This window comes from Stenotrophomonas sp. 85239_Sma (assembly GCF_056481725.1).
The window spans coordinates 2,698,576-2,717,562 of record NZ_CM151163.1; the positions used below are offsets into that span (position 1 = coordinate 2,698,576).

At 67.2% G+C, this 18,987-nt stretch carries 16 protein-coding genes; 4 read left to right on the forward strand and 12 right to left on the reverse strand.

Translation table 11 applies throughout. From position 1 onward, the window contains the following. Positions 1–52: 52 nt before the first annotated feature. Entirely contained in the window at positions 53–1,213 is a 1,161-nt protein-coding gene (locus tag ACYKG1_RS12630) for an amidohydrolase family protein (protein WP_478470658.1), read from the reverse strand. 184 nt (positions 1,214–1,397) lie between these two features. Here ACYKG1_RS12630 and ACYKG1_RS12635 point away from each other — a divergent pair, with 184 nt between their 5' ends. After that, complete coding sequence (locus ACYKG1_RS12635; protein WP_478470659.1) at positions 1,398–2,039, forward strand: hypothetical protein; 642 nt, start codon at positions 1,398–1,400, stop codon at positions 2,037–2,039. A gap of 80 nt (positions 2,040–2,119) precedes the next feature. On the opposite strand, the gene ACYKG1_RS12640 is transcribed toward ACYKG1_RS12635, so the two are convergent. Further along, on the reverse strand, positions 2,120–4,846 hold the full coding sequence (locus ACYKG1_RS12640; protein ID WP_478470660.1) for a TonB-dependent receptor plug domain-containing protein: 2,727 nt from the start codon (positions 4,844–4,846) through the stop codon (positions 2,120–2,122). A 179-nt stretch (positions 4,847–5,025) separates the two neighbouring features. On the opposite strand from ACYKG1_RS12640, the gene ACYKG1_RS12645 reads away from it, so the two are divergent. Next, complete coding sequence (locus ACYKG1_RS12645) at positions 5,026–5,661, forward strand: GNAT family N-acetyltransferase (protein ID WP_100473087.1); 636 nt, start codon at positions 5,026–5,028, stop codon at positions 5,659–5,661. Here the strand turns inward: ACYKG1_RS12645 and ACYKG1_RS12650 are convergent. Then, complete coding sequence (locus ACYKG1_RS12650; protein ID WP_478470661.1) at positions 5,658–6,437, reverse strand: CDP-diacylglycerol diphosphatase; 780 nt, start codon at positions 6,435–6,437, stop codon at positions 5,658–5,660. The two genes, ACYKG1_RS12645 and ACYKG1_RS12650, sit on opposite strands and share 4 nt — an antisense overlap. Positions 6,438–6,505: 68 nt before the next feature. After that, the gene (locus ACYKG1_RS12655; RefSeq protein ID WP_262084366.1) at positions 6,506–7,165 is read right to left on the reverse strand and encodes a decarboxylase; all 660 of its coding nucleotides are present in this window, start codon (positions 7,163–7,165) and stop codon (positions 6,506–6,508) included. Positions 7,166–7,335: 170 nt separating this feature from the next. On the opposite strand from ACYKG1_RS12655, the gene ACYKG1_RS12660 reads away from it, so the two are divergent. Next, positions 7,336–7,632, forward strand: a complete 297-nt coding sequence (locus tag ACYKG1_RS12660) for a hypothetical protein (RefSeq protein ID WP_087922875.1) — start codon at positions 7,336–7,338, stop codon at positions 7,630–7,632. 82 nt (positions 7,633–7,714) lie between these two features. On the opposite strand, the gene ACYKG1_RS12665 is transcribed toward ACYKG1_RS12660, so the two are convergent. The 7 genes from ACYKG1_RS12665 to ACYKG1_RS12695 all read right to left on the reverse strand — a co-directional run bounded on the left by ACYKG1_RS12665 (position 7,715) and on the right by ACYKG1_RS12695 (position 15,592). After that, complete coding sequence (locus ACYKG1_RS12665; protein WP_478470662.1) at positions 7,715–8,599, reverse strand: hypothetical protein; 885 nt, start codon at positions 8,597–8,599, stop codon at positions 7,715–7,717. Positions 8,600–8,709: 110 nt separating this feature from the next. Beyond that, complete coding sequence (dld, locus tag ACYKG1_RS12670) at positions 8,710–10,416, reverse strand: D-lactate dehydrogenase (RefSeq protein WP_478470663.1); 1,707 nt, start codon at positions 10,414–10,416, stop codon at positions 8,710–8,712. Continuing rightward, positions 10,413–11,552 (reverse strand): FMN-dependent L-lactate dehydrogenase LldD, encoded by a 1,140-nt coding sequence (gene lldD, locus ACYKG1_RS12675; RefSeq protein WP_262084370.1) that lies wholly within the window; start codon positions 11,550–11,552, stop codon positions 10,413–10,415. Before lldD ends, dld begins: the two co-directional genes overlap by 4 nt. 4 nt (positions 11,553–11,556) lie before the next feature. Continuing rightward, positions 11,557–12,321, reverse strand: a complete 765-nt coding sequence (lldR, locus tag ACYKG1_RS12680; protein ID WP_100473106.1) for a transcriptional regulator LldR — start codon at positions 12,319–12,321, stop codon at positions 11,557–11,559. A 53-nt stretch (positions 12,322–12,374) separates the two neighbouring features. After that, positions 12,375–14,033, reverse strand: a complete 1,659-nt coding sequence (lldP, locus tag ACYKG1_RS12685) for an L-lactate permease (RefSeq protein WP_478470664.1) — start codon at positions 14,031–14,033, stop codon at positions 12,375–12,377. A gap of 224 nt (positions 14,034–14,257) precedes the next feature. Continuing rightward, on the reverse strand, positions 14,258–14,710 hold the full coding sequence (locus ACYKG1_RS12690) for an MgtC/SapB family protein (RefSeq protein ID WP_100473111.1): 453 nt from the start codon (positions 14,708–14,710) through the stop codon (positions 14,258–14,260). A 123-nt stretch (positions 14,711–14,833) separates the two neighbouring features. Continuing rightward, positions 14,834–15,592: an SDR family NAD(P)-dependent oxidoreductase gene (locus ACYKG1_RS12695; protein ID WP_478472748.1), complete on the reverse strand. Its 759-nt coding sequence runs from the start codon at positions 15,590–15,592 to the stop codon at positions 14,834–14,836. Positions 15,593–15,985: 393 nt separating this feature from the next. On the opposite strand from ACYKG1_RS12695, the gene ACYKG1_RS12700 reads away from it, so the two are divergent. Beyond that, positions 15,986–16,939 (forward strand): helix-turn-helix transcriptional regulator, encoded by a 954-nt coding sequence (locus ACYKG1_RS12700; RefSeq protein WP_478470665.1) that lies wholly within the window; start codon positions 15,986–15,988, stop codon positions 16,937–16,939. A 92-nt stretch (positions 16,940–17,031) separates the two neighbouring features. On the opposite strand, the gene ACYKG1_RS12705 is transcribed toward ACYKG1_RS12700, so the two are convergent. Then, a complete protein-coding gene (locus tag ACYKG1_RS12705; RefSeq protein WP_478470666.1) occupies positions 17,032–18,942 on the reverse strand; it encodes a CocE/NonD family hydrolase in 1,911 nt (636 codons plus the stop codon). Between the last annotated feature and the right edge of the window lie 45 nt (positions 18,943–18,987).

An 18,987-nucleotide genomic window follows, 5' to 3' on the forward strand; every position in this document is an offset into this window, starting at 1 on the left:
ATGCGTGGTTGGAACCACGGCGCGGCCACAGTCATCCACGCACGGCGTGGATCTACAGCCAGCGGCCGTCCACCACCACGCGTCGTTCCACCGGCACTGCAGCCACGGCCGCCGGACCGTGGTCGGCACGCACCGCCACGAAGGTGGCCGGATGTCCTTCTGCAAGGCCGTACTGTGGCAGCCCGATCACCTGCGCGGCATGGGTGGTGACCATGTCCAGCGCCAGCATCAGGTCGGCATCGGTGTAGAAGCCCGAGCGGTACCCCAGCAGCATCGCCCGCTGCAGCAGATCGCCGTTGCCGTACGGCCACCAGCAGTCGCGGATGTTGTCGTTGCCGGCGAACACGCGCACGCCGGCATCATGCAGTGCGCGCAGCGGCGGGAACGGATGGTCGCCCGGGGCATTGCTCATGATCGCCACGCCCGCCGTCGCCAGCGCCTCGCCCACCTGCAGCGCACGCGCCAGCGGCACCTCTCCCAGCGCATAGGCATGGCTGACCGCCACCCGCCCCTGCAGCCCGGCAGCCCGCGTGCGCGCCGCGATGCGCAGCAACTGGGCCAGGCCGGTTTCGCCGGGCTCATGCAGGTGGATGTCCAGCTGCACACCATAGCGCTCGGCCAGGCCGAACAGCAGCGCCAGTTGACCTTCGGCATCGCCATCCAGGGTGGTCGGGTCGATGCCACCGAGCACCTCCACGCCCGCTGCAATGGCCTGCTCGAGTACCGCGGCGGTGCCCGCGCAGGACATCACCCCGGCCTGCGGGAACGCCACCAGCTGGATGCGCATGATGTCGGCACAGCGCAACGCCGCCTCGCGCACCGCGTCGAGGTGGCGCAGGCCGGTGCTGCCGTCGATGTCGACGTGACAGCGCATCGCCACGGTGCCGAAGCCGCTGCACTGGCGGATCAATGCCTCGGCGCGTTCCACCATCGGTGCGGCACCCGCCACCGCGGCCTTTTCCACCGCCAACCGTTCACGCAGGCTGTTCACCGGCTGGTGCGGGTGCCAACGGTCGCCGACGAAGCTTTTGTCCAGGTGGATGTGGCCGTCAACCAGCCCGGGCAGCACCGCGAAGCCCTGCAGGTCGACGCTTTCTGCCCCATCGGCGGGCCGGGCATCGCCATTGAGCCCGCTGATGCGGCCATCACGGATATGGAAATGCAGCGGTGCGCCGTTGCGGTCGACGCCGCCGTGGATGAACTGCAGGGTCATCGGAAACTCCCGGAAAGCCAAGTCATGGCGCCATCCTGCGCGCCGGCACCGCCATCGGCCAACGAAATATCTGGATGCCACACATTCATCAGAACGATGAATGCCGCCGCGACCACCGGTCGCAGCCACGCCGTGCACACGCCTGAACGGGTACCATAGGCACCTGTTTCCGCTGTGATGCCGCATGGGCCCGTCCGACCGCCACGATCGTCTCCGCCGCTGGCAGGCCGCGTCCCTGCTGGCTGCTGCCCCGATCGCCAGCCTGTCCGCCACTGATGCCGCCGCCACCGCGCCGCTGCAGGCGCCGCCTGGGCAACAGCGCATCGCCCCGGCGGCGCTGGTCGAGCGGCTGCACCAGCGCGTGCTGTCCGGTCAGAGTGCCACCGCCACCCTGGAACACTGGTGCGCCGAGCACGGCCTGGCCGAACAGGCACGGGTACGCGCGGTGCGCGTGCACGGCCAGGACAAGCCGGCGCCGGCCGACGTGCTGCAGGCATTGGGCGCGAAACCCGGCACCGACCTGCGCTATCGCCGTGTACAGCTGGTCTGCGGCAGCCGCGTGTTGTCCGAGGCCGACAACTGGTACCTGCCCGGCCATCTCAGTCCGGCCATGAACCAGGTGCTGGACAGCACCGACGAACCCTTCGGCCGCGTGGTCGGTCCGCTCGGCTTCCAGCGCCAGACGCTGGCCGACCAGACGTTCTGGCCGCCGCGTGGCGACGGCGACCATGGCGTGATCCTGGAAGTGCGCGCCCTGCTGCGCGACCGCCAGCAGCAGCCCTTCAGCTACGTCATCGAGTCGTACCTGCAGCAGGCGCTGCCCTAGGCGCCGAGCGGGCGCAGCAGAACCGCACATCGAGACAACTGAAGGCCCGGCAGTGCCGGGCCTTCTGCTTGCGTGCCGGATCAGCGGAACCGGTAGTCCAGCTGCAGCCAGTACTGGCGGCCATACGGGTCATAGTTGCCGACCGGATAGAACGGCCAGCCACCTCCGTTCCTGTCCGCCGGCGGGCGGCTGTCACGCAGGTTGTTGACGATCACACCCACCGACAGATTCTCGCCGAACTGGCGGAACACGCTGGCGTTGTAGGTCATGTACGGCGCGATGCGGCCACTGCCATCGGTCTTCGGCAGCGAACCGAAGCGGTTGCCATACAGCGTGGTGGTCCAGTCACCCTGGTTCCAGGTGATGCTGCCGTTGGCCTTGCTGCGCCACTGGTAGTCATCCAGCGAATTGCGGATGTCACGCTCCGGATCATCGGAGAACTGGCGGTACGTGTGCTCCAGCACCACGGTATAGGCCAGGCGCGTGGTGAAGCGGCCATAGCGGCCGGCATCGAAGCGCCAGTTGCCCTTCAGGTCCAGGCCACGCACCGATTCGGAGGCCGCGTTGATCGGGTTGATCAGCACGCGGGTCACCTGGTCCGGCTGCACCGTGGCAGTGGACGGATTGCGGATCACCCGCGACAGCGCGTCCTGGCACAATGGCGAACCGATGTCGCGTGCTTCGCCGCCCAGCGTGCGGCCCAGGCGGCAATCGGCCTCGTCACGCAGGATGCGGCTGGTGTCGAGGCTGGTCACCTCGTTGTCGATGCGGATGTCGTAGTAGTCGGCACTGAAATCCAGCCCGGACAGCGGCGACCAGACCACGCCGAAACCATAGGACTTCGCGGTTTCCGGCTGCAGCTGCGCGTTGGCACGGTTGCTGTAGTCGATCGACAGGCCGTTGTAGTCGCAGTTGTCGTACGACTGGCCTGCGGTGCGGCAGCGCCAGTAGTCGGTCATGCCCGGGTTGTAGCCGCGGGTCTCGGTGGCGAACACGTAGTTCATGTCCGGCGCACGGAAGCTGGTCGCAGCAGAGCCGCGGATCAACAGGCTCTCGATCGGGCGGAACTCGACGCCGAAGCTCCAGGTCGCCTTGCCGATGTGCTCGCCGCCGGCGCGGTACTGGTCGTAGCGGCCGGCCAGCGTGGTGGTCAGCGATTGCAGCAGCGGCAACTGCAGCTCCACGCCGGCTGCATAGCGGTCACGATCACCGCCGGCACCGATACCGGCGCTGGTATTCCAGAACTCGCCGGTGCCCAGCCGCGGGTCCGGGCGGTTGCGGTAGCCCTGGCTGCCGGCCTCGACCACCGCCGCCAGCGCAGCGTCACCGCCCGGCAGTGCGAACAGGCGGCCGTTGACGCTGGCGCTGAAGGCCTGCAGCCATGCCGCGTTGCGGCTTTCCTGGTAGCCGGACAGGCGGCCGTATTCCTGTGGCGTCAGCGGCTGGAACAGCCGCGACGGATCCGGCGCGTAGACCTCCACGCCGTTGCGCACGCCCCGTTGCGGGCCGAGCAGGTACTCGTTGATGCCGGCCAGCAGCACCGGGCGCCGGGTGCGGTTCTCGTAGCGGGACCGGCTGTAGACCGCTTCATAATCCCAGCCGCTGTCGCCGATCTGGCCGCGCGCGCCCACGTTGAACGACCACGAGTTCTCCAGGAACCGGTTGGCGTTGCGCGGCAGGCCACCGATCTCTTCCGGCGCGAACCGGCGGTACCAGCTCTCCAGGTTGCCGGTGTTCTGGTTGTAGAAGTAGTTGCGCGATGACGTCCAGGTCGGGGCGCGGGTATTGTTGCTGATGCGCGCGCTGCCCACCGCCAGGTCGGCGAACAGGTCGGTGTGCTCGTCCAGATGGAAGGTCAACAGGCCATAGCCATTGAGGTTGCGCTTCTCGGTCTGCACGGTCCAGTAGCTGGCCGCTGCCTCGTTGCTGCCGCAGTACCACCCTTGGCGCGGGTTGTTGGCACGGAACACGCTGCCGCCGTAGATGCCGGACGCCCCGTCGCAGCCATTGGCGCCCGGATCGATGTTGCGCCCGGTAGCCGCGTTGCGCCGATAGGCAATCGCCGTTGCCTGCGGTGCCTTGCCGGCCGGATCATCGTCCAGTGAATCCATGAAGTCGCGCTGGCGTGCGTGGATCGCCTTGCGCACATCGAACTCGAAACCAAACAGGCCGTCCCAGCGTTCGCCGGACGTGCCGCCGACCACCTGCACACGCTGGTTGTCGCCGCCGCCCTGCTGGGTGCCACCGGCGCGCACGTTCACGTCGACGCCCTCGAAACGGTCCTTGAGGATGATGTTGACCACACCGGCAATGGCGTCGGAGCCATACACCGCCGACGCGCCCGCTGCCAGCACCTCGATGCGCTCGATCAGCGCGCTCGGGATGTTGGCCAGGTTGACCACGTTCACCGAGCCCTCGTAGGCCAGCGGGTAATCGGCCTGGCGGCGGCCGTTGACCAGCACCAGCGTGCGGTTCGGGCCCAGCCCGCGCAGGTTGATGGTGTTGGCGGCCGGCGTGAACGTATTGCCGAAGTCCTCGCCCTGCACGTTGCCGGTGTTCTCGGTCAGTGCACTCAGGGCGTCGAAGGCGTTGCGGTAACCCTGCGCGTCGATCTGCTCACGGCTGATCACCGTCACCGGCGATGGCCCCTCGACACTGGCACGTGGAATGCGCGAGCCGGTGACCTTCACTTCCTGCAGTGTGGTGGGAGCGCTTTCCTGCGCGAAGGCCGGCAGCGGGACCAGCATCAGGGACGACAGCGCGAGCACCAGCGGACGCGGGCGCATCGCCTTGGGGGAGGCGGACATGGGCTTCCTGGGGGGAGTGGGCGGCAGTACGGGGCCAGTGCCTGTGCGGCACATAACGATCCCGTAACGAAAGTGTCCTGAATGGGTGGTTTCAACGGAAATGACCAGCCCTGATGGCGTTATGCCTGAACTGAATCAGACCCATTCCCGGCACCGCCACGTTTTTTGCAATGAATTGCATGGCCTGGCGCCTCCGCGATGCGCATCGTGCCGGGATGACCAACAGCGCCCCTTCCACCCCCTTCGCTTCGCTACGCCCCGTCCTGCGCCGCCACTTGCTGCACCTCCAGGCCACGCCCATCACCCTGCGTTCGTTCCAGCGCACCGACCTGCCACGCTGGCGCGCCTTCGACGACCGTCGCCAGCGCGGCCAGCGGCATCCCCATGGCATTGATGAAGAGGCGCGGTTCCTCGCCAGCGTCTATCGTTCACGCCTCCAGGAAGACAACGACCTGCTGGTGCTGGGCGTGTTCGACGACGCACAGGGCGTCCTGCACGACCAGCTGCATATCCGCCTGCAGTCGCTGCATTCGCGCTGCGCCGAGCTGCAATCGCTGCAGCACCGGCACGCCCATCCGCAGGCGGCACTGAGGGCGCTGTGCCCGTTCCTGTTCGACGATGTCGGCCTGCACCGCGTTTTCGTGCTGCTGCCACCAGGCTGCACCACCCCGTTTGCGCAGGCGCTGCAGGCCCATGGATTCATCCGCGAGGGGATCCTGCGCGACTACCATCTGGACGCACAGGGATGGCATGACCGCCAGTTGCTGGCGCTTACAGCGCCGGCCTGGCGCAGCTGCCAGCAGCGGATCGGCTAACGCACCCGTTCCAGTGCCGCACCGGCACCGGTCAGTGCCGTGCAGGCGTGGTCCTGCAGTTCCTCCCCGCTGGCATCGTTGCCGCTGGCGGCATCCACGCGGGTGGCCAGCAGGATGAAGCCGGGGACACCCTGCACGTCATCGCGTCCGGCCACCACCAGGCTCCACTGGCCCACGTCGCCCACCCCGCTCAGGCCGTAGGCCAGCAGGTTGAGCGGATTGGCGGTGAGCGCTGCACCCGGCAGCAGATAGGCCTGGTACTGATGCCCGCGCAGTGGTACCGGCAACGGTGACCAGCGCGGACCAAGCGCACCGGCATGTGCATCCAGCGCCTGCAGCACATCCGCGCGCAGGCAGTCGACATGGATATGCAGCTGGTGCTGCGAGCGGCCATGCGGCGAATTCAGCGCCAGGCTGGCCACGTTGCGCGGCAACGGCTGGCCCAGGGCCTGTTCGGTATGCCCGCGCGCCTGCCAGGCGGCCGCGAAATAGTTGGGCGCCCCACGCTGGTACAGGCCGTGGCTCTCGATGCCACTGACCTTGTCCAGCGGCATCAGCAGGAACTGGTAGTCGCCGTGCGCATCCTTGACCAGCACGTCGCGGCGGTCGGCGCCCGTGTCCACCCGCAGGCAGCTGCCCCGCGGGCCTCCTGCCGCCTTGCAGTCACGCTCGATCAGGCGCCACAGCGCATCGGAAGTGGCCGGCGGCGGAGGCGGCGCGCTGGCGCAGGCGGACAATAGCAGCAGGGACGACAGCAGCAAGGGGCGCAGGAACACGGCAGCGACTCACGGAACAGGCACGGCAGACGGCGCCGCGCTGCATTCTAGCCAGTGCCGTGCTGCAATCAGTAAGTGCCGAACGGCACTTCAACCACGAACGGGGCCCCGCCGTCGCCGCCCTGCAGGGTGTAGCGGTCCAGCGCACCATCGTCATCGGCGTGCGGCTGGCGCTGGAAATGCAGGGAATATCGGTTTTCGCCCAGCAGGACGGCACTGCCGTCGGCCTCCAGGGCGGCGCCTTCGGGAATCAGCAGCCCACCCAGGTCGCTGTAGGCGCCCGGCACATCGGTGAAGCCATAGTCGGCCAGTTCGTCCACCCGCTGCATCGCATAGACATGCGGCAGATAAGGACGCGCCGGGCTGCGGCCATTACTCAGGTCGGTCACCCAGGCCTGCGGCAGGTGGTACTGCTCGCGCAGCGCGGCCACGCCCAGCGACGGGCTGGCCACCTGCAGGCAGCACACCACGCGCTTGCCCTCACGGTCGACAACGGCGAATCGATCGCCACGGGTCGCAGCCTGCGGCAGCATCGCGAAGGCCAGGTTGCGCTGGGCCGGCGCGTAGCCGGCCTCGGTCTGCAGGTTGCGCCAGGCGCCGAACACCGGCGTTTCCGCAGCGGCGGCGGGCACCGGCTCGGCGGCGGTGGCGGCACACGCCACGCCCAGCACCGACACTGCCAGTACCGTCATCACCCTGCCCTTGTCGCGGAAACTGCCTGCCGTCATACCGTACCAACGCCTGCACCGGAATGGCCCGGCCTGCCCGCTGGCGCGCTGCCAGTCAACCCTCCCACTATGCAGTGACCACGCTTTGCCGGCAATGACCAGGACGCTGACGCCTTTCGCGCGCCTGGTGCTATCGTTCCCGCCATCTTCCCCTGCGCAGGAGCGCTCGCATGTCCGCCTTCCGTCTGTCCCTGTTGCTGCCGGCCTCTGCCCTGCTGCTGTCGGCCTGTGTCAGCACCCCAGGCCCGCAGGTCAAGGGCACCGGCCAGTGCGATGCCAGCCAGCTGGGCTGGGCGATCGGCCAGCCGGCCAATGAACCCAACATCCGCCGCCTGTCCAGCGAGAGCGGCGCCGGCCTGGTCAACCCGATCGGCCCCAACACCATCACCACCCGGGACATCCGCCACGACCGCCTGCGCGTGTACGTGGACAAGGACAACATCATCACCGCCACCCGCTGCGAGTAAGCGCCCCGCAGTTTTTGTAGTGCCGAGCCCACGCTCGGCTCTACCGAAAAGGCGAGTCGGGCACGGCTTGACTCTACAGGGATCAGGGTTCGGTATACCCCGCACAATCCGGCAGTTCCTGGTCCGGGTGGAACACCCCATTGCTGAAGCGGAACAGGCGGGTATAGCTGCACGCCGGGTCCTGCTCGGTGCGCAGGTCCTTCTTCTTCAGCGGCCCCTTGGCCAGAGAATCCTCGAAGCGTGAGGCACCGGCCGGGAACCGCGTCGCCACCGTCTGGTAGCGCAGCACCGGCATGCCCCCGGCGGCCGTATCCAGCGCCAGCTTCGCAGAGAACCCATATTCGTCGTGGCAGGCGCCTGCGCGCTGCTTCATGTCCTGTTCGCTGAAGCAGGCGCGGATCATCGCGTTGCCCCGCCATGGCAGGGTCAGCACGTCATCGTCCACCTGGATGTCATCCTGCAGGTGACGCACGCGCGCCAGCTGCAGTGTGGACGCGTCGGCACCCCCACCGGAGTACATCGCGCTGGACTTGACGATGCCGCCCACCAGCACGTTCTGGCGGGCACGCTGCCGCGGGTCACTCACTGCCTCATCGCTGCCCACGCCAGGCGCCAGACGCACGATCCACGGCCACAGCGACAGCTCGCTTTCCTGTGGCACGTCGATGCTGACGTGGTAGACGTGCGCCTCGCTTTCGCCGGCCTCCCGTTCAGCGACTTCCAGCGTCGTCGGCCGATCGCCGTCCTCGGCCACCGGCTGCACACGCACGCACCAGGCACGATCGACAGTGCAGTACTGCATGCGTGCCTCGCCCTGCCCGCTCTGCTGCAGCACCTGCCCCAACGGCTCCATCACGTTGCCCGCAGCGTCACGCTGCTGCGGCAGGATCGAGCCCTGCGCCAGCGCCAGCATCGGGGCGGCCAGCAGTACGGCACACACGGTCGTGCGGGCAACGAGGGTGGGCATGGGCGGCTCCTGCGTATGGGATTCCGATGGTAACCGCTGCCCGGGCGGCGTCGAGCCTGCCCGACATCGCCTCTGCGGAGTCGCGCCAGGCTCGATTGCTCTTTCCTTCGTCAATGCCCACTGCAGTCGCAGCTGCCCCACCCCTTCGCCTTCGACGTCTGGCCGATACCGGGATTGAACGTATTGCTCGGGTCCAGCTGCTTGTAGAACCCGGCCAGCGCCGGCTTGGCCGGGTACAGGTGGCCGACGTTGTGCTCGGCCGGATACTCGGCGCCTCGCTGGTCCAGCAGCGCCCACATCGCGTGCTCGATCGCCATCGGGTCTTCGCCCTTGCGCGCGATGTAGTCCTGGTGGAACACATGGCACAGGAAGTGCCCGTAGTACAGCTTGTGCAGCAGCCGGCCATCGATATCGGCCGGCAACTGCTCGAACCAGTCGGCGTCATCACGGCGCAGGGCGATGTCCAGCGCCACGATGTCCTGCGCCTGGTCGCGGTGTACCTCGCGGTAGCGCACCGCGGCGCCGGCCACGGCGAAGCGATGCAGGAAGGCCTTGCGCCCTTCGTCCGCCGTGCAGTGGAAATAGCCGCCCTCGTTCGTGGCGAAGAAGCCGCGCAGCCAGGCCTCGGTGTCCGCTGCATCCTGCGCGGACACCTTCAGCAACAGGTGATGTTCGTAGCGCTGGCGGAACTCGCCCATGCGTTTGGGCAGGTGCGACGGCAACAGGCCGGTCAGCAGCTGCATCACCCGATCGGTCACCCCGCGCAGGCCCAGCCGCTCGAACCAGCCGTCGACCCGGCTCTTCAAGGCGAACGCGGCGGGCACGCGTGCGGTGCCGAGGCGATCGATCAGCAGGAAGCTGTCCTTGCCGTAGCGCTCGCCGATGTCATAGGCATCGCGGTGGATGTACTCACCGGCAATCGGCAGGCGCTCGAAGCCGGCCAACAGCTGGCGCCGGATCGCGGTGAGGCTGTCGGTGCGGTTGCTGCCGATATAGAAGACCTCGGCGGCCTCCTTTTCGAAGGTATCCAGGCGCACCGCGAACACCGCCAGCTTGCCGGCCGAACCTGCAGCTTCGAAGTGGCGGCTGGGATCGGCGTTGAAGCGCGCCGGCGTATCGGCATCGATCCGGCGCACTTCCTCGGCGTAGCGCGGATCGGAGGCGGCACGGCCGTCACCGTCACCCACGTCAGCGGCGCAGTAGTCGCCCGCCTGCAGGCGCTGCAGTATCTGCTCGGGCGTATCGCCCAGCGCGATGCCCAGATGGTTGACCAGCTGCAGCTGGCCCAGCGCATCGACCTGTGCATACAGTGCCAGCTCGGTGTAGGCCGGGCCGCGACGCACCAGCGCGCCACCGGAGTTGTTGCAGATGCCGCCCAGCACCGAGGCGCCGATGCAGGACGAGCCGATCACCGAATGCGGTTCGCGGCCCAGTGGCGCCAGCGTCTGCTCCAGCCGGTCCAGCGTCGCGCCGGGCAGGCACAGCACCTGCCGGCCCTCGTTCAACAGCTGGATCCCGGTCAGGCGCAGCGTGCTGACCAGCACGATCGGACGCCCATAGTCGTTGCCATCCGGGGTCGAGCCACCGGTCAGGCCGGTGTTGGCCCCCTGCAGGATGATCGCCGCCCCGCCCTGCACCGCTGCCTGCAGCACATGCCACAGTTCCAGCAAGGTACCCGGGCGTACCACCGCCAGCACCGGACCGTCGCCGAAGCGGTAGCCACGGCGGAAACGGCGGGTGGCCTTGTCACCGGTCAGTACATGGCGGCCGCCGACCGCATCGCGCAACTGCGCCAGCATGGCATCGTGGCCACTCACGGCAGGCTGGCCAGCGAATCGCGGCCGATGTCGGCGATGCGGTGCGCACCGGTCAGTGTCATCGCCACGCGCATCTCCTTTGCGATCAGGTCCAGCAGGTTGGCCACGCCGGCCTCGCCCTGCGCGGCCAGTGCATAGACGAAAGCACGGCCCAGCAGCACGGTGTCGGCACCCAGCGCCAGCATGCGCACCACGTCCAGGCCGGTACGGATGCCCGAATCGGCGAGAATTTTCAGATCGCCCTGCACCGCATCGGCAATCGCCGGCAGTGCGCGCGCGGTGGACAGCACGCCATCCAGCTGGCGGCCACCGTGGTTGGAGACCACAATGCCGTCGGCGCCGAACTTGACCGCGTCGCGTGCGTCATCCGGGTCGAGGATGCCCTTGATCACCATCGGGCCCTTCCAGAATTCGCGGATCCACTCCAGGTCCTTCCAGGAAATGGACGGATCGAAGTTGCTGCCCAGCCAGCCGATGTAATCCTCCAGCCCGGTCGGGTTGCCCCGGTAGGTGGAAATGTTGCCCAGGTCGTGCGGGCGGCCGGACAGACCGACGTCCCACGCCCAGCGCGGGTGGGTGATGGCCTGGCCGATGCGGCGCAGCGAGGCATTCGGTCCGCTCATGCCCGAGTGCGCGTCGCGGTAGCGCGCGCCCGGCACCGGCATGTCCACGGTGAACACCAGGGTGGTCACGCCCGCGGCCTGTGCCCGCTCCAGCGCGTTGCGCATGAAGCCACGATCGCGCAGCACGTACAGCTGGAACCACATCGGCCGCTGGATGGCCGGCGCCACTTCCTCGATCGGGCACACCGACACCGTGGACAGGGTGAACGGGATTCCGCGGCTGTCAGCGGCGCGCGCCGCCTGTACTTCACCGCGCCGTGCATACATGCCGGTCAGGCCGACCGGCGCCAGCGCCACCGGCATCGCCAGCGTTTCGCCGAACAGCTTGGTTTCCAGGCTCAGGTCGGACATGTTGCGCAGGATGCGCTGGCGCAGCGCGATGTCGGACAGGTCGGAAACGTTGCGCTTCAGCGTGTGCTCGGCATACGCGCCGCCATCGATGTAGTGGAACAGGAACGGCGGCAGCCGGCGTTCGGCCGCAGCACGGTAATCGGTGGAGGCGGAGATGATCATGGGGTCAACCGTGTGGGGAAGGTAGACGCGAGGCCCGCGCACGCCGGGCTTCGTTGTCATCGAGGGTGCGCAGCGTGGTATGCACGAACTCGAGGTGGGCGTGCGCGGCGGCGCGTGCGCGTTCGGGGTCGCCGGCCAGCACCGCGTCCATCATCTCGCGGTGCTGGTCGGACAGCGGCGAGAAGGTCCTCGCCGAGGTGTAGAGCTTTTCACGGCTCTGCGAGATGTTGGTCTGCAGCAGGTCGAACAGGCCGCGCATCACCTGCAGCAGCACCAGGTTGTGCGAGGCCTCGGCGATGGACAGGTGGAAGGCCGCGTCGGCCTCGGCCTCGCCGGTGGGATCGTCCTTGCCGTGCGCGTCCATCATGGTCTGGAAGGCCTGGGCGATACGCGTGCGATCCTCATCGGTGGCGCGCAGCGCCGCATGCCAGGCGGTGGCACCTTCCAGTGCGTGGCGGATCTCCAGCACGTCGAAGCGGTATTCGGGGTCGCCCTGGAACAGCGGCAGGTAGGGCGCCAGCGGTTCATCCAGCGCCTGCCGCGCGCGCGCCGCGGGTTCGGCCACGTAGGTGCCGCCACCAACCCGTGCAGTCAGCAGCCCCTGGCTGGACAGCTGCGCGATGGCCTCGCGCAGCGCCGTGCGCGAGACCCCCAACTGCACTGCCAGGGTGCGCTCGGCCGGCAGCCGGTCACCCGGCTGCAGCCGCTGTTCCTGCACCAGGCCGCGCAGCTGCGCGGCCACCTTGTCCGAAATACGTTGCGTGCTCATGGCGCCATTGTGGCCTGAAGCGCGCAACAGAGGGTCAGACCGCGCGGCATGGCTCAGGGAATCATCCAGGTCAGCCAGTAGGCCTGCGCCAGCGTGATCAGGCCGACCATCGTGGTGAAGATCAGGCTGTGCTTGACGGTGAAGCGGAACAGGTCCGATTCCTTGCCGGCCAGGCCGACCGCGGCGCAGGCAATGGCGATCGACTGCGGTGAGATCATCTTGCCAGTAACGCCACCGGTGGTATTGGCCGCCACCAGCAGCACGTCGGACACCCCGATCTGCTGCGCGGTGGTGGCCTGCAGCGCCGAGAACAAGGCGTTGGACGAGGTGTCCGAGCCGGTCAGGAACACGCCCAGCCAGCCCAGGAACGGCGAGAAGAACGGGAACGCGTCGCCGGTGTGCGCCAGTGCCAGCGCCAGCGTCGCCGACAGGCCCGAATAGTTGGCGATGAAGGCAAAGGCGAGCACCATGCCGATCGAGTAGATCGGCATGCGCAGCTCACGCACGGTTTCGCCGAAGGTCTGCAACGCCGAACGGGCCGGCATGCGAAGCGCGATGATGGCGATCACCGCGGCGAGGATGATCGAGGTACCGGTGGCCGAGAACCAGTCGAATTTATAGACCGCCTCATAGCTGAGCGGCGCGTCCACGATCGGCGGCATCTTCTGCACCATCTGGTCCAGGCCCGGCACCGGGAGCTTCAGCACCCAGCTTTCCAGCGGGCCACCTGCCGCGAACAGCGACTTGAACGGCTTGATGCTCCACAGCGTGACCATCGCGGTAAGGATCAGGAACGGCGACCATGCCTTGGCGATCTGGCCGACGCTGTAGCGCGGTGCCTCCAGTGCCTGTGCCGCCGCCTCGGCGCTGGTTTCGGTGTCGAAGCGGAAGATCCGCACCGGCTTCCAGCGGCGCAGGAACAGGGTCAGGCAGACCAGTGATGCCAGCGACGCAGTGATGTCCGGCAGCTCCGGACCGATGAAGTTGGAGGTCAGGTACTGCGCGATGGCGAAGGAGCCGCCGGCCACCAGCACCGCCGGCCAGGTTTCCTTGATGCCGCGCCAGCCATCCATGATCGCCATGATCCAGAACAGCACGATGAGGGTCAGGAACGGCAGCTGGCGGCCGGCCATCTGGCCGATCTCGAACGCGTCCAGGCCGGTAACCTGCCCGGCCACGATGATCGGAATGCCCATCGCACCGAACGCCACCGGCGCGGTGTTGACGATCAGGCACAGGCCGGCGGCATACAGCGGCTTGAAGCCCAACCCGACCAGCAGCGCCGCGGTAATCGCCACCGGCGCACCGAAACCGGCCGCGCCCTCCAGGAAGGCACCGAAGGCGAAACCAACCATCAGCATCTGCAGGCGCTGGTCTTCGGTGACCGACAGGATCGATGCGCGGATGATGTCGAACTGACCGGTCTTGACCGAGACTTTGTAGAGGAACACCGCGCCGATGATGATCCAGGCGATCGGCCACAGGCCGTAGACGAAGCCGAAGCCGGCCGCGCCCAGCGCCTGGCTCAACGGCATGCGGTAGAACAGCAGGGCCACGCCCAGCGCGATGGCCACGGTAATCGTGCCGGCGAGCCAGCCCTTCATGCGCAGCACGGCCAGGGCAACGAAGAAGAACGCGATCGGCAACAGCGCGATCAGGCTGGACAACCACAGGTTGCCGGCGGGGTCGTACAGGTGTTGCCAGGGCTGCATGAAGGCTCTCGACTGGGGCGGGATGTGCTCCACCGCAGGCGGTGGGTCGCCGTGGTCGATACTTATTGGTCGTACCAATAATCGGAATCATCGAACCACGTGGAGCGGATTTAACCGCCGCTCCGGCGAAGCGCCTATTAGACCATAGGGCTAGTTGCCATATTGGTCCGACCATTATGCATGGCAGTGGTAGTGCCGGTCGCTGCCCGGCAACTCCGCACTTCCTACGAGATCCGCTTCTCCAGCCGCCGCATCACTGCCAGCACCAGCACGCACAGCACGCTCACCCCGATCGCAATCATGTATTTGCCGATACCCACGGCGATGCCGATGGCCGCCGCCATGATCAGCGAGCTTGCGGTGGTCAATCCGCTGACCTGGTCCTCGCGTGAACCGCGCAGGATGGTGCCGGCGGCCACGAAGCCCACGCAGGCCACCACCGCTTCGATCAGGCGTACCGGATCGACCTGCAGCAGATCGCGGTAACGCTCCTGCTGGAAATGTTCGGCCACCGAGTCGCCGAGGCCGACGATCAGCGCAGCCGCTCCGGCGATCAGCATGTGCGTGCGCAGGCCGGCAGCATGCTTGCCCATTTCGCGCTCGACGCCGAGCACGCCGCCAAACAACATCGCTGCGGCTACGCGCAGCAGGATCGAGACATCCTGGGTGAGTTCCATGGGCAGGCTCCGGGATTTTCCCGGAGCGTTGCGTGCACGGCGTGGGACGGGGGTGAAGGTGGCACCACGGTCCGTTCACCCGGTAGCGCCGGGCCATGCCCGGCGCCATCGGCAATCAGCGCATCACTGCGCCAGATAACCACCATCGATCGCGTAGTAGGTGCCGGTCGCGAAAGAGGCGTCGTCGCTCGCCAGCCAGGCCACCAATGCCGCCACTTCCTCGGCCGTGCCCAGCCGCTTCAGCGCATGCCGCCCTTCCAGCGTCGCGCGCACCTTCGGGTCCATTTTCTCCAGCAGTGGCGTGCTGATGAAGCCCGGGCCCACTGCGTTGACCCGGATGCCATCTGCAGCATGTTCCCAGGCAGCGGTCTGGGTCAGCCCGACCACGCCGTGCTTGGCCGCCACGTACGCAGTGGAACCGGCATAGCCCACCTGGCCCAGGATCGAGGCCATGTTGATGATGCTGCCGCCTGTTCCGGCCGCCTTCATCGCCTGGATCTGCGCACGCTGGCACAGGAACACGCTGGTCAGGTTGACATCGATCACGCGCTGCCAACCCTCGATTGGATAGTCACCGCTGCTGGCCGCCGGGCCACTGATACCAGCGTTGTTGACCGCGATATGCACACCGCCCAGTTCTTTCACCGTGCGCTGCACCGCTGCCTCCACCGCCACGTCGTCGGTCACGTCCAGCGCGATGCCGATGGCCTGTGCACCGGTGCGGTGCAACTGCGCCACGGTGACATCCACCGCATCCTGCTTGAGGTCCCAGACCGAAATACGGGCACCGGACGCGGCCAGCGTCTGCGCCACGGCCAGGCCGATGCCCGACACGCCGCCGGTCACGATCGCGGTCTTGCCGGTCAACTGGTAATCAATCATCTGCATTCTCCATCGGTGGGGTATCGATGCGGCGCGTGGCCGCCAATCAATCACCTTACGCCGGCCGCTGTGACGAGCTGGCCCACGGCCTGTCCGCGGAGGATCGTTCCAGCAATGAAACCTCAACCGAAGTTTATGTATGGAATTCCGTACGGATATATCGCCAAAACGCTGGCGTATGTTCCGCACCCCCGTCAACTTGGCCGTAATGACCAATCGGTTTGACCGTATTCAAATGCCATGCGAATGATTCGCAGCGACAATGGGAAACGTTTCCAGTTTCTTCGACACATTCCTTCCCACCTGGCGCGTTACCGGCCTCCCAGGCTGCCCGTTACACGGCAGCGCATGGGCCCATGGCCGCCAGCGCCTCCCTCCTGTACATGCCGAGCGATGTCCCGATACTTCACCTTTGCCGATTACCGCCGCTTCGGCCACCGCCACGGCTTCGACTACCGCGCCGATCCGGAACACCTGCGCGACGACCAGTGGGCCGGCTGCGGCGAAGTCAACGAGCAGTTCATGCGCGGTGGCATGAGCCTGATCGCCTCCGACGTGCATAACCGGTTCCCCTATGTGGCCACCGCGCAGCAGCGTCCCGGGCTCGCCATCCGCGTGATGCTGCAGGGCCAGGTCGACGTGCGCGTCCCGCGGCGCGGAGGATTCACGTTGCGCGCCGGCACCGCGATGACCGCCCATCATCGCGACCAGATCGAGATGACCGGCGCGCATCCCGGCGAAACCCGCCTGCGCGGGGTCAGCGTGATCGTGCCAAGTGGAATCGAGGCGGATGTCTTCCAGATGCCACAGCTGGAAAACGCGCTTGACACGCACCTGGAATGCCGCCACTGGGCCATTCCCCACGCCATGCTGCCGGTGCTGGGCCAGTTGTTCGACAGCCCATGGCAGGACGGCATCGACGCCTTGTGGCGCGAAGGCGTCGCGCTGCAGTTGCTGGCCCTCGGCCTGCAGGCCGAAGATCTGCAGACCGACCAGGTGCGCGCGCTGCGCGCCGGCCAGCGCGAGCGCCTGGAACGGGTGCGCAGCTACCTGCATGACGACCCCAGCCATGCGCACAGCCTGGTCGAGCTGGCCCAGCTGGCCTGCATGAGTCCCAGCTCATTGCGCCGCCATTTTGCCCAGCAGTATGGAAGCTCCGTATTCGACTACCTGCACGAGCAGCGCATGCGCCATGCCGAACAGGGCCTGCGCGAGGATGGCTGGACGGTTGAACAGGCCGCCGCCGCCAGCGGTTACCGCCATCCCAGCAATTTCGCAGCCGCGTTCCGCAAGCGCTTCGGCCTGGTCCCCAGCCGCTGGCGCACCGGTCCTTCGAAGGTCGGCTGAAAGCCCCTGTTGCGGTAGGTGCCGACCTTGGTCGACACGCTTCATACCGATGCGGATGCCGGCCAGCGGCCGGCACCACCACCCGCTCCGCCTCAGTACACCGGCAGATCGATGTAGCTGGCCTGTGCCGCGCTGTGCCAGACCCGCTGGGTGGCCTTCTGGTAGTCACCCGGCTTGGCCAGGTAGACGTTCGGCACGTAGGTCTGCGGATTGCGGTCGTACAGCGGGAACAGGCTGGACTGCACCTGCACCATCACCCGGTGCCCCTTCTGGAAGGTGTGGTTGGCATTGGGCAGGTCGAAGCGGTACGGCAGCACTTCGTTGGCAGCCAGCGGTTTCGGATCGCTGAAGCTCTCGCGATAGCGGCCACGGAAGATCGCCAGCGACACCGGCAATTCATAGCCACCCATTTCCGGCGTCGACGCTTCCTGGTCCGGATACACGTCGATCAGCTTCACCACCCAGTCGCTGTCGGTGCCACTGGTCGACGCCTGCAGATGCACCACCGGTGCGCCGCCGATGCGCAGCGGCGCGGTCAGCGGTTCGGTGATGAAGGTCAGCACGTCCGGGCGGCCATCGACGAAGCGCTGGTCCTTGACCAGCCAGGTGGTCCACATGTCGCGGTCGCCGAAGCGGACCGGGCGCGGCACGAACGGCACCGGCTTGGCCGGGTCGGACACATATTCCTCGAAATCACCCTCGCCCGCCGCCGGCGCCTGGAACGCCAGCTTGCCGCCGGCCCGCAGGTACAGCGGCTTGCTGCTGGCGGCACAGCCCTTGTCGCAACTGCGCGGCCAGCCCTTGAGGCGATCCCAGTGGTTTTCACCGGTGTTGTAGATCAGCACCGGCGGCGTGTCCGCCTTCGGCGCACCGTCCACCAGGTACTGGTCGAAGAACGGCTTGAGCACATCGCGACGGAACTGCAGCGCGGTATCGCCATCGAACTTCAGCGCACCCAGCTCGCTGCCGCTGTAGTTCACCTGGCTGTGCCGCCACGGGCCCATCACCAGGTAGTTGCGGTTGTTGCCGCTGTCGCGCCCTTCCATCGCCTGGTAGGCGTGGTTGGCACCCCACATGTCTTCCTGGTCCCACAGGCCCTGCAGCCACATGGTCGGCACCTTCAATGGTGTCTTTGCCATCACCGCGTCCAGCGCCTGGTCCTGCCAGAAGCCGTCATAGGCCGGGTGCTCGACCAGCTTCTTCCACCAGGTCAGCTGGTCCACGCCGGTGAAGCGCGCGTAGTCGCCGGCCGAACCGATGCGCAGGAAGGTGCTGTAGTCGTCGTAGCCGAGGCTGGGCAGCGGCGTGCCCTTGCCGCGCTTCTCGGTCTGCATCGCGAAATAGTTGAAATTGACCTGGCGGAACGCACCGTAATTGAGCCAGTCGTCGCCCATCCAGCCATCGACCATCGGGCTCTGCGGCGCGGCCACCTTCAGCGCCGGGTGCGGGTCGGTCAGCGCCATCACCACGGTGAACCCCTCGTACGACGAGCCGAGCATGCCCACCTTGCCGTTGCTCTCCGGCACGTTCTTCACCAGCCAATCGATGGTGTCCCAGGCGTCGGTCGAATGGTCGACTTTGGTGCTGTTCAACGGCCCGCGCAGCGGCCGGGTCATCACGTAATCGCCTTCGGAGCCGTACTTGCCACGGATATCCTGGAACACACGGATGTAGCCGCCGTCGACGAACACCTCGTCGCCCTGCGGCAGCAGGTCGCGCATGCGTGGCGAATCACTGCGGTTGGCGCGGCCAGCGGCATCGTAGGGCGTGCGGGTCAGCAGGATCGGCGCGTTGTGGGCACCCTTGGGCACCACGATCACCGTATACAGCCTGGTGCCATCACGCATCGGCACCATCACCACGCGCTTGTCGTAGTCGCGGCCGACATCGGGGGCAACGAAGGGTTTGCCGCTGATGTCCGGGGTCATCGGCGGGGTATCGGCAGCCAGCACGGTGCTGGACAGGCAAAGGGCGATGGCTACAGCAACGGCACGCACACGCATGGAGACCCCTCCCGGCAGGAAAGCCTCAAGCCTACTCCTGCCCTG

Excerpts from the sequence above, each read along its gene's own strand:
- ACYKG1_RS12630 (WP_478470658.1), bottom strand. The coding sequence starts at position 1,213 with ATGACCCTGCAGTTCATCCACGGCGGCGTCGACCGCAACGGCGCACCG.
- ACYKG1_RS12635 (WP_478470659.1), top strand. The coding sequence starts at position 1,398 with ATGGGCCCGTCCGACCGCCACGATCGTCTCCGCCGCTGGCAGGCCGCG.
- ACYKG1_RS12640 (WP_478470660.1), bottom strand. The coding sequence starts at position 4,846 with ATGTCCGCCTCCCCCAAGGCGATGCGCCCGCGTCCGCTGGTGCTCGCG.
- ACYKG1_RS12645 (WP_100473087.1), top strand. The coding sequence starts at position 5,026 with ATGGCCTGGCGCCTCCGCGATGCGCATCGTGCCGGGATGACCAACAGC.
- ACYKG1_RS12655 (WP_262084366.1), bottom strand. The coding sequence starts at position 7,165 with ATGACGGCAGGCAGTTTCCGCGACAAGGGCAGGGTGATGACGGTACTG.
- ACYKG1_RS12660 (WP_087922875.1), top strand. The coding sequence starts at position 7,336 with ATGTCCGCCTTCCGTCTGTCCCTGTTGCTGCCGGCCTCTGCCCTGCTG.
- ACYKG1_RS12665 (WP_478470662.1), bottom strand. The coding sequence starts at position 8,599 with ATGCCCACCCTCGTTGCCCGCACGACCGTGTGTGCCGTACTGCTGGCC.
- lldD (WP_262084370.1), bottom strand. The coding sequence starts at position 11,552 with ATGATCATCTCCGCCTCCACCGATTACCGTGCTGCGGCCGAACGCCGG.
- lldR (WP_100473106.1), bottom strand. The coding sequence starts at position 12,321 with ATGAGCACGCAACGTATTTCGGACAAGGTGGCCGCGCAGCTGCGCGGC.
- lldP (WP_478470664.1), bottom strand. The coding sequence starts at position 14,033 with ATGCAGCCCTGGCAACACCTGTACGACCCCGCCGGCAACCTGTGGTTG.
- ACYKG1_RS12690 (WP_100473111.1), bottom strand. The coding sequence starts at position 14,710 with ATGGAACTCACCCAGGATGTCTCGATCCTGCTGCGCGTAGCCGCAGCG.
- ACYKG1_RS12695 (WP_478472748.1), bottom strand. The coding sequence starts at position 15,592 with ATGATTGATTACCAGTTGACCGGCAAGACCGCGATCGTGACCGGCGGC.
- ACYKG1_RS12700 (WP_478470665.1), top strand. The coding sequence starts at position 15,986 with ATGTCCCGATACTTCACCTTTGCCGATTACCGCCGCTTCGGCCACCGC.
- ACYKG1_RS12705 (WP_478470666.1), bottom strand. The coding sequence starts at position 18,942 with ATGCGTGTGCGTGCCGTTGCTGTAGCCATCGCCCTTTGCCTGTCCAGC.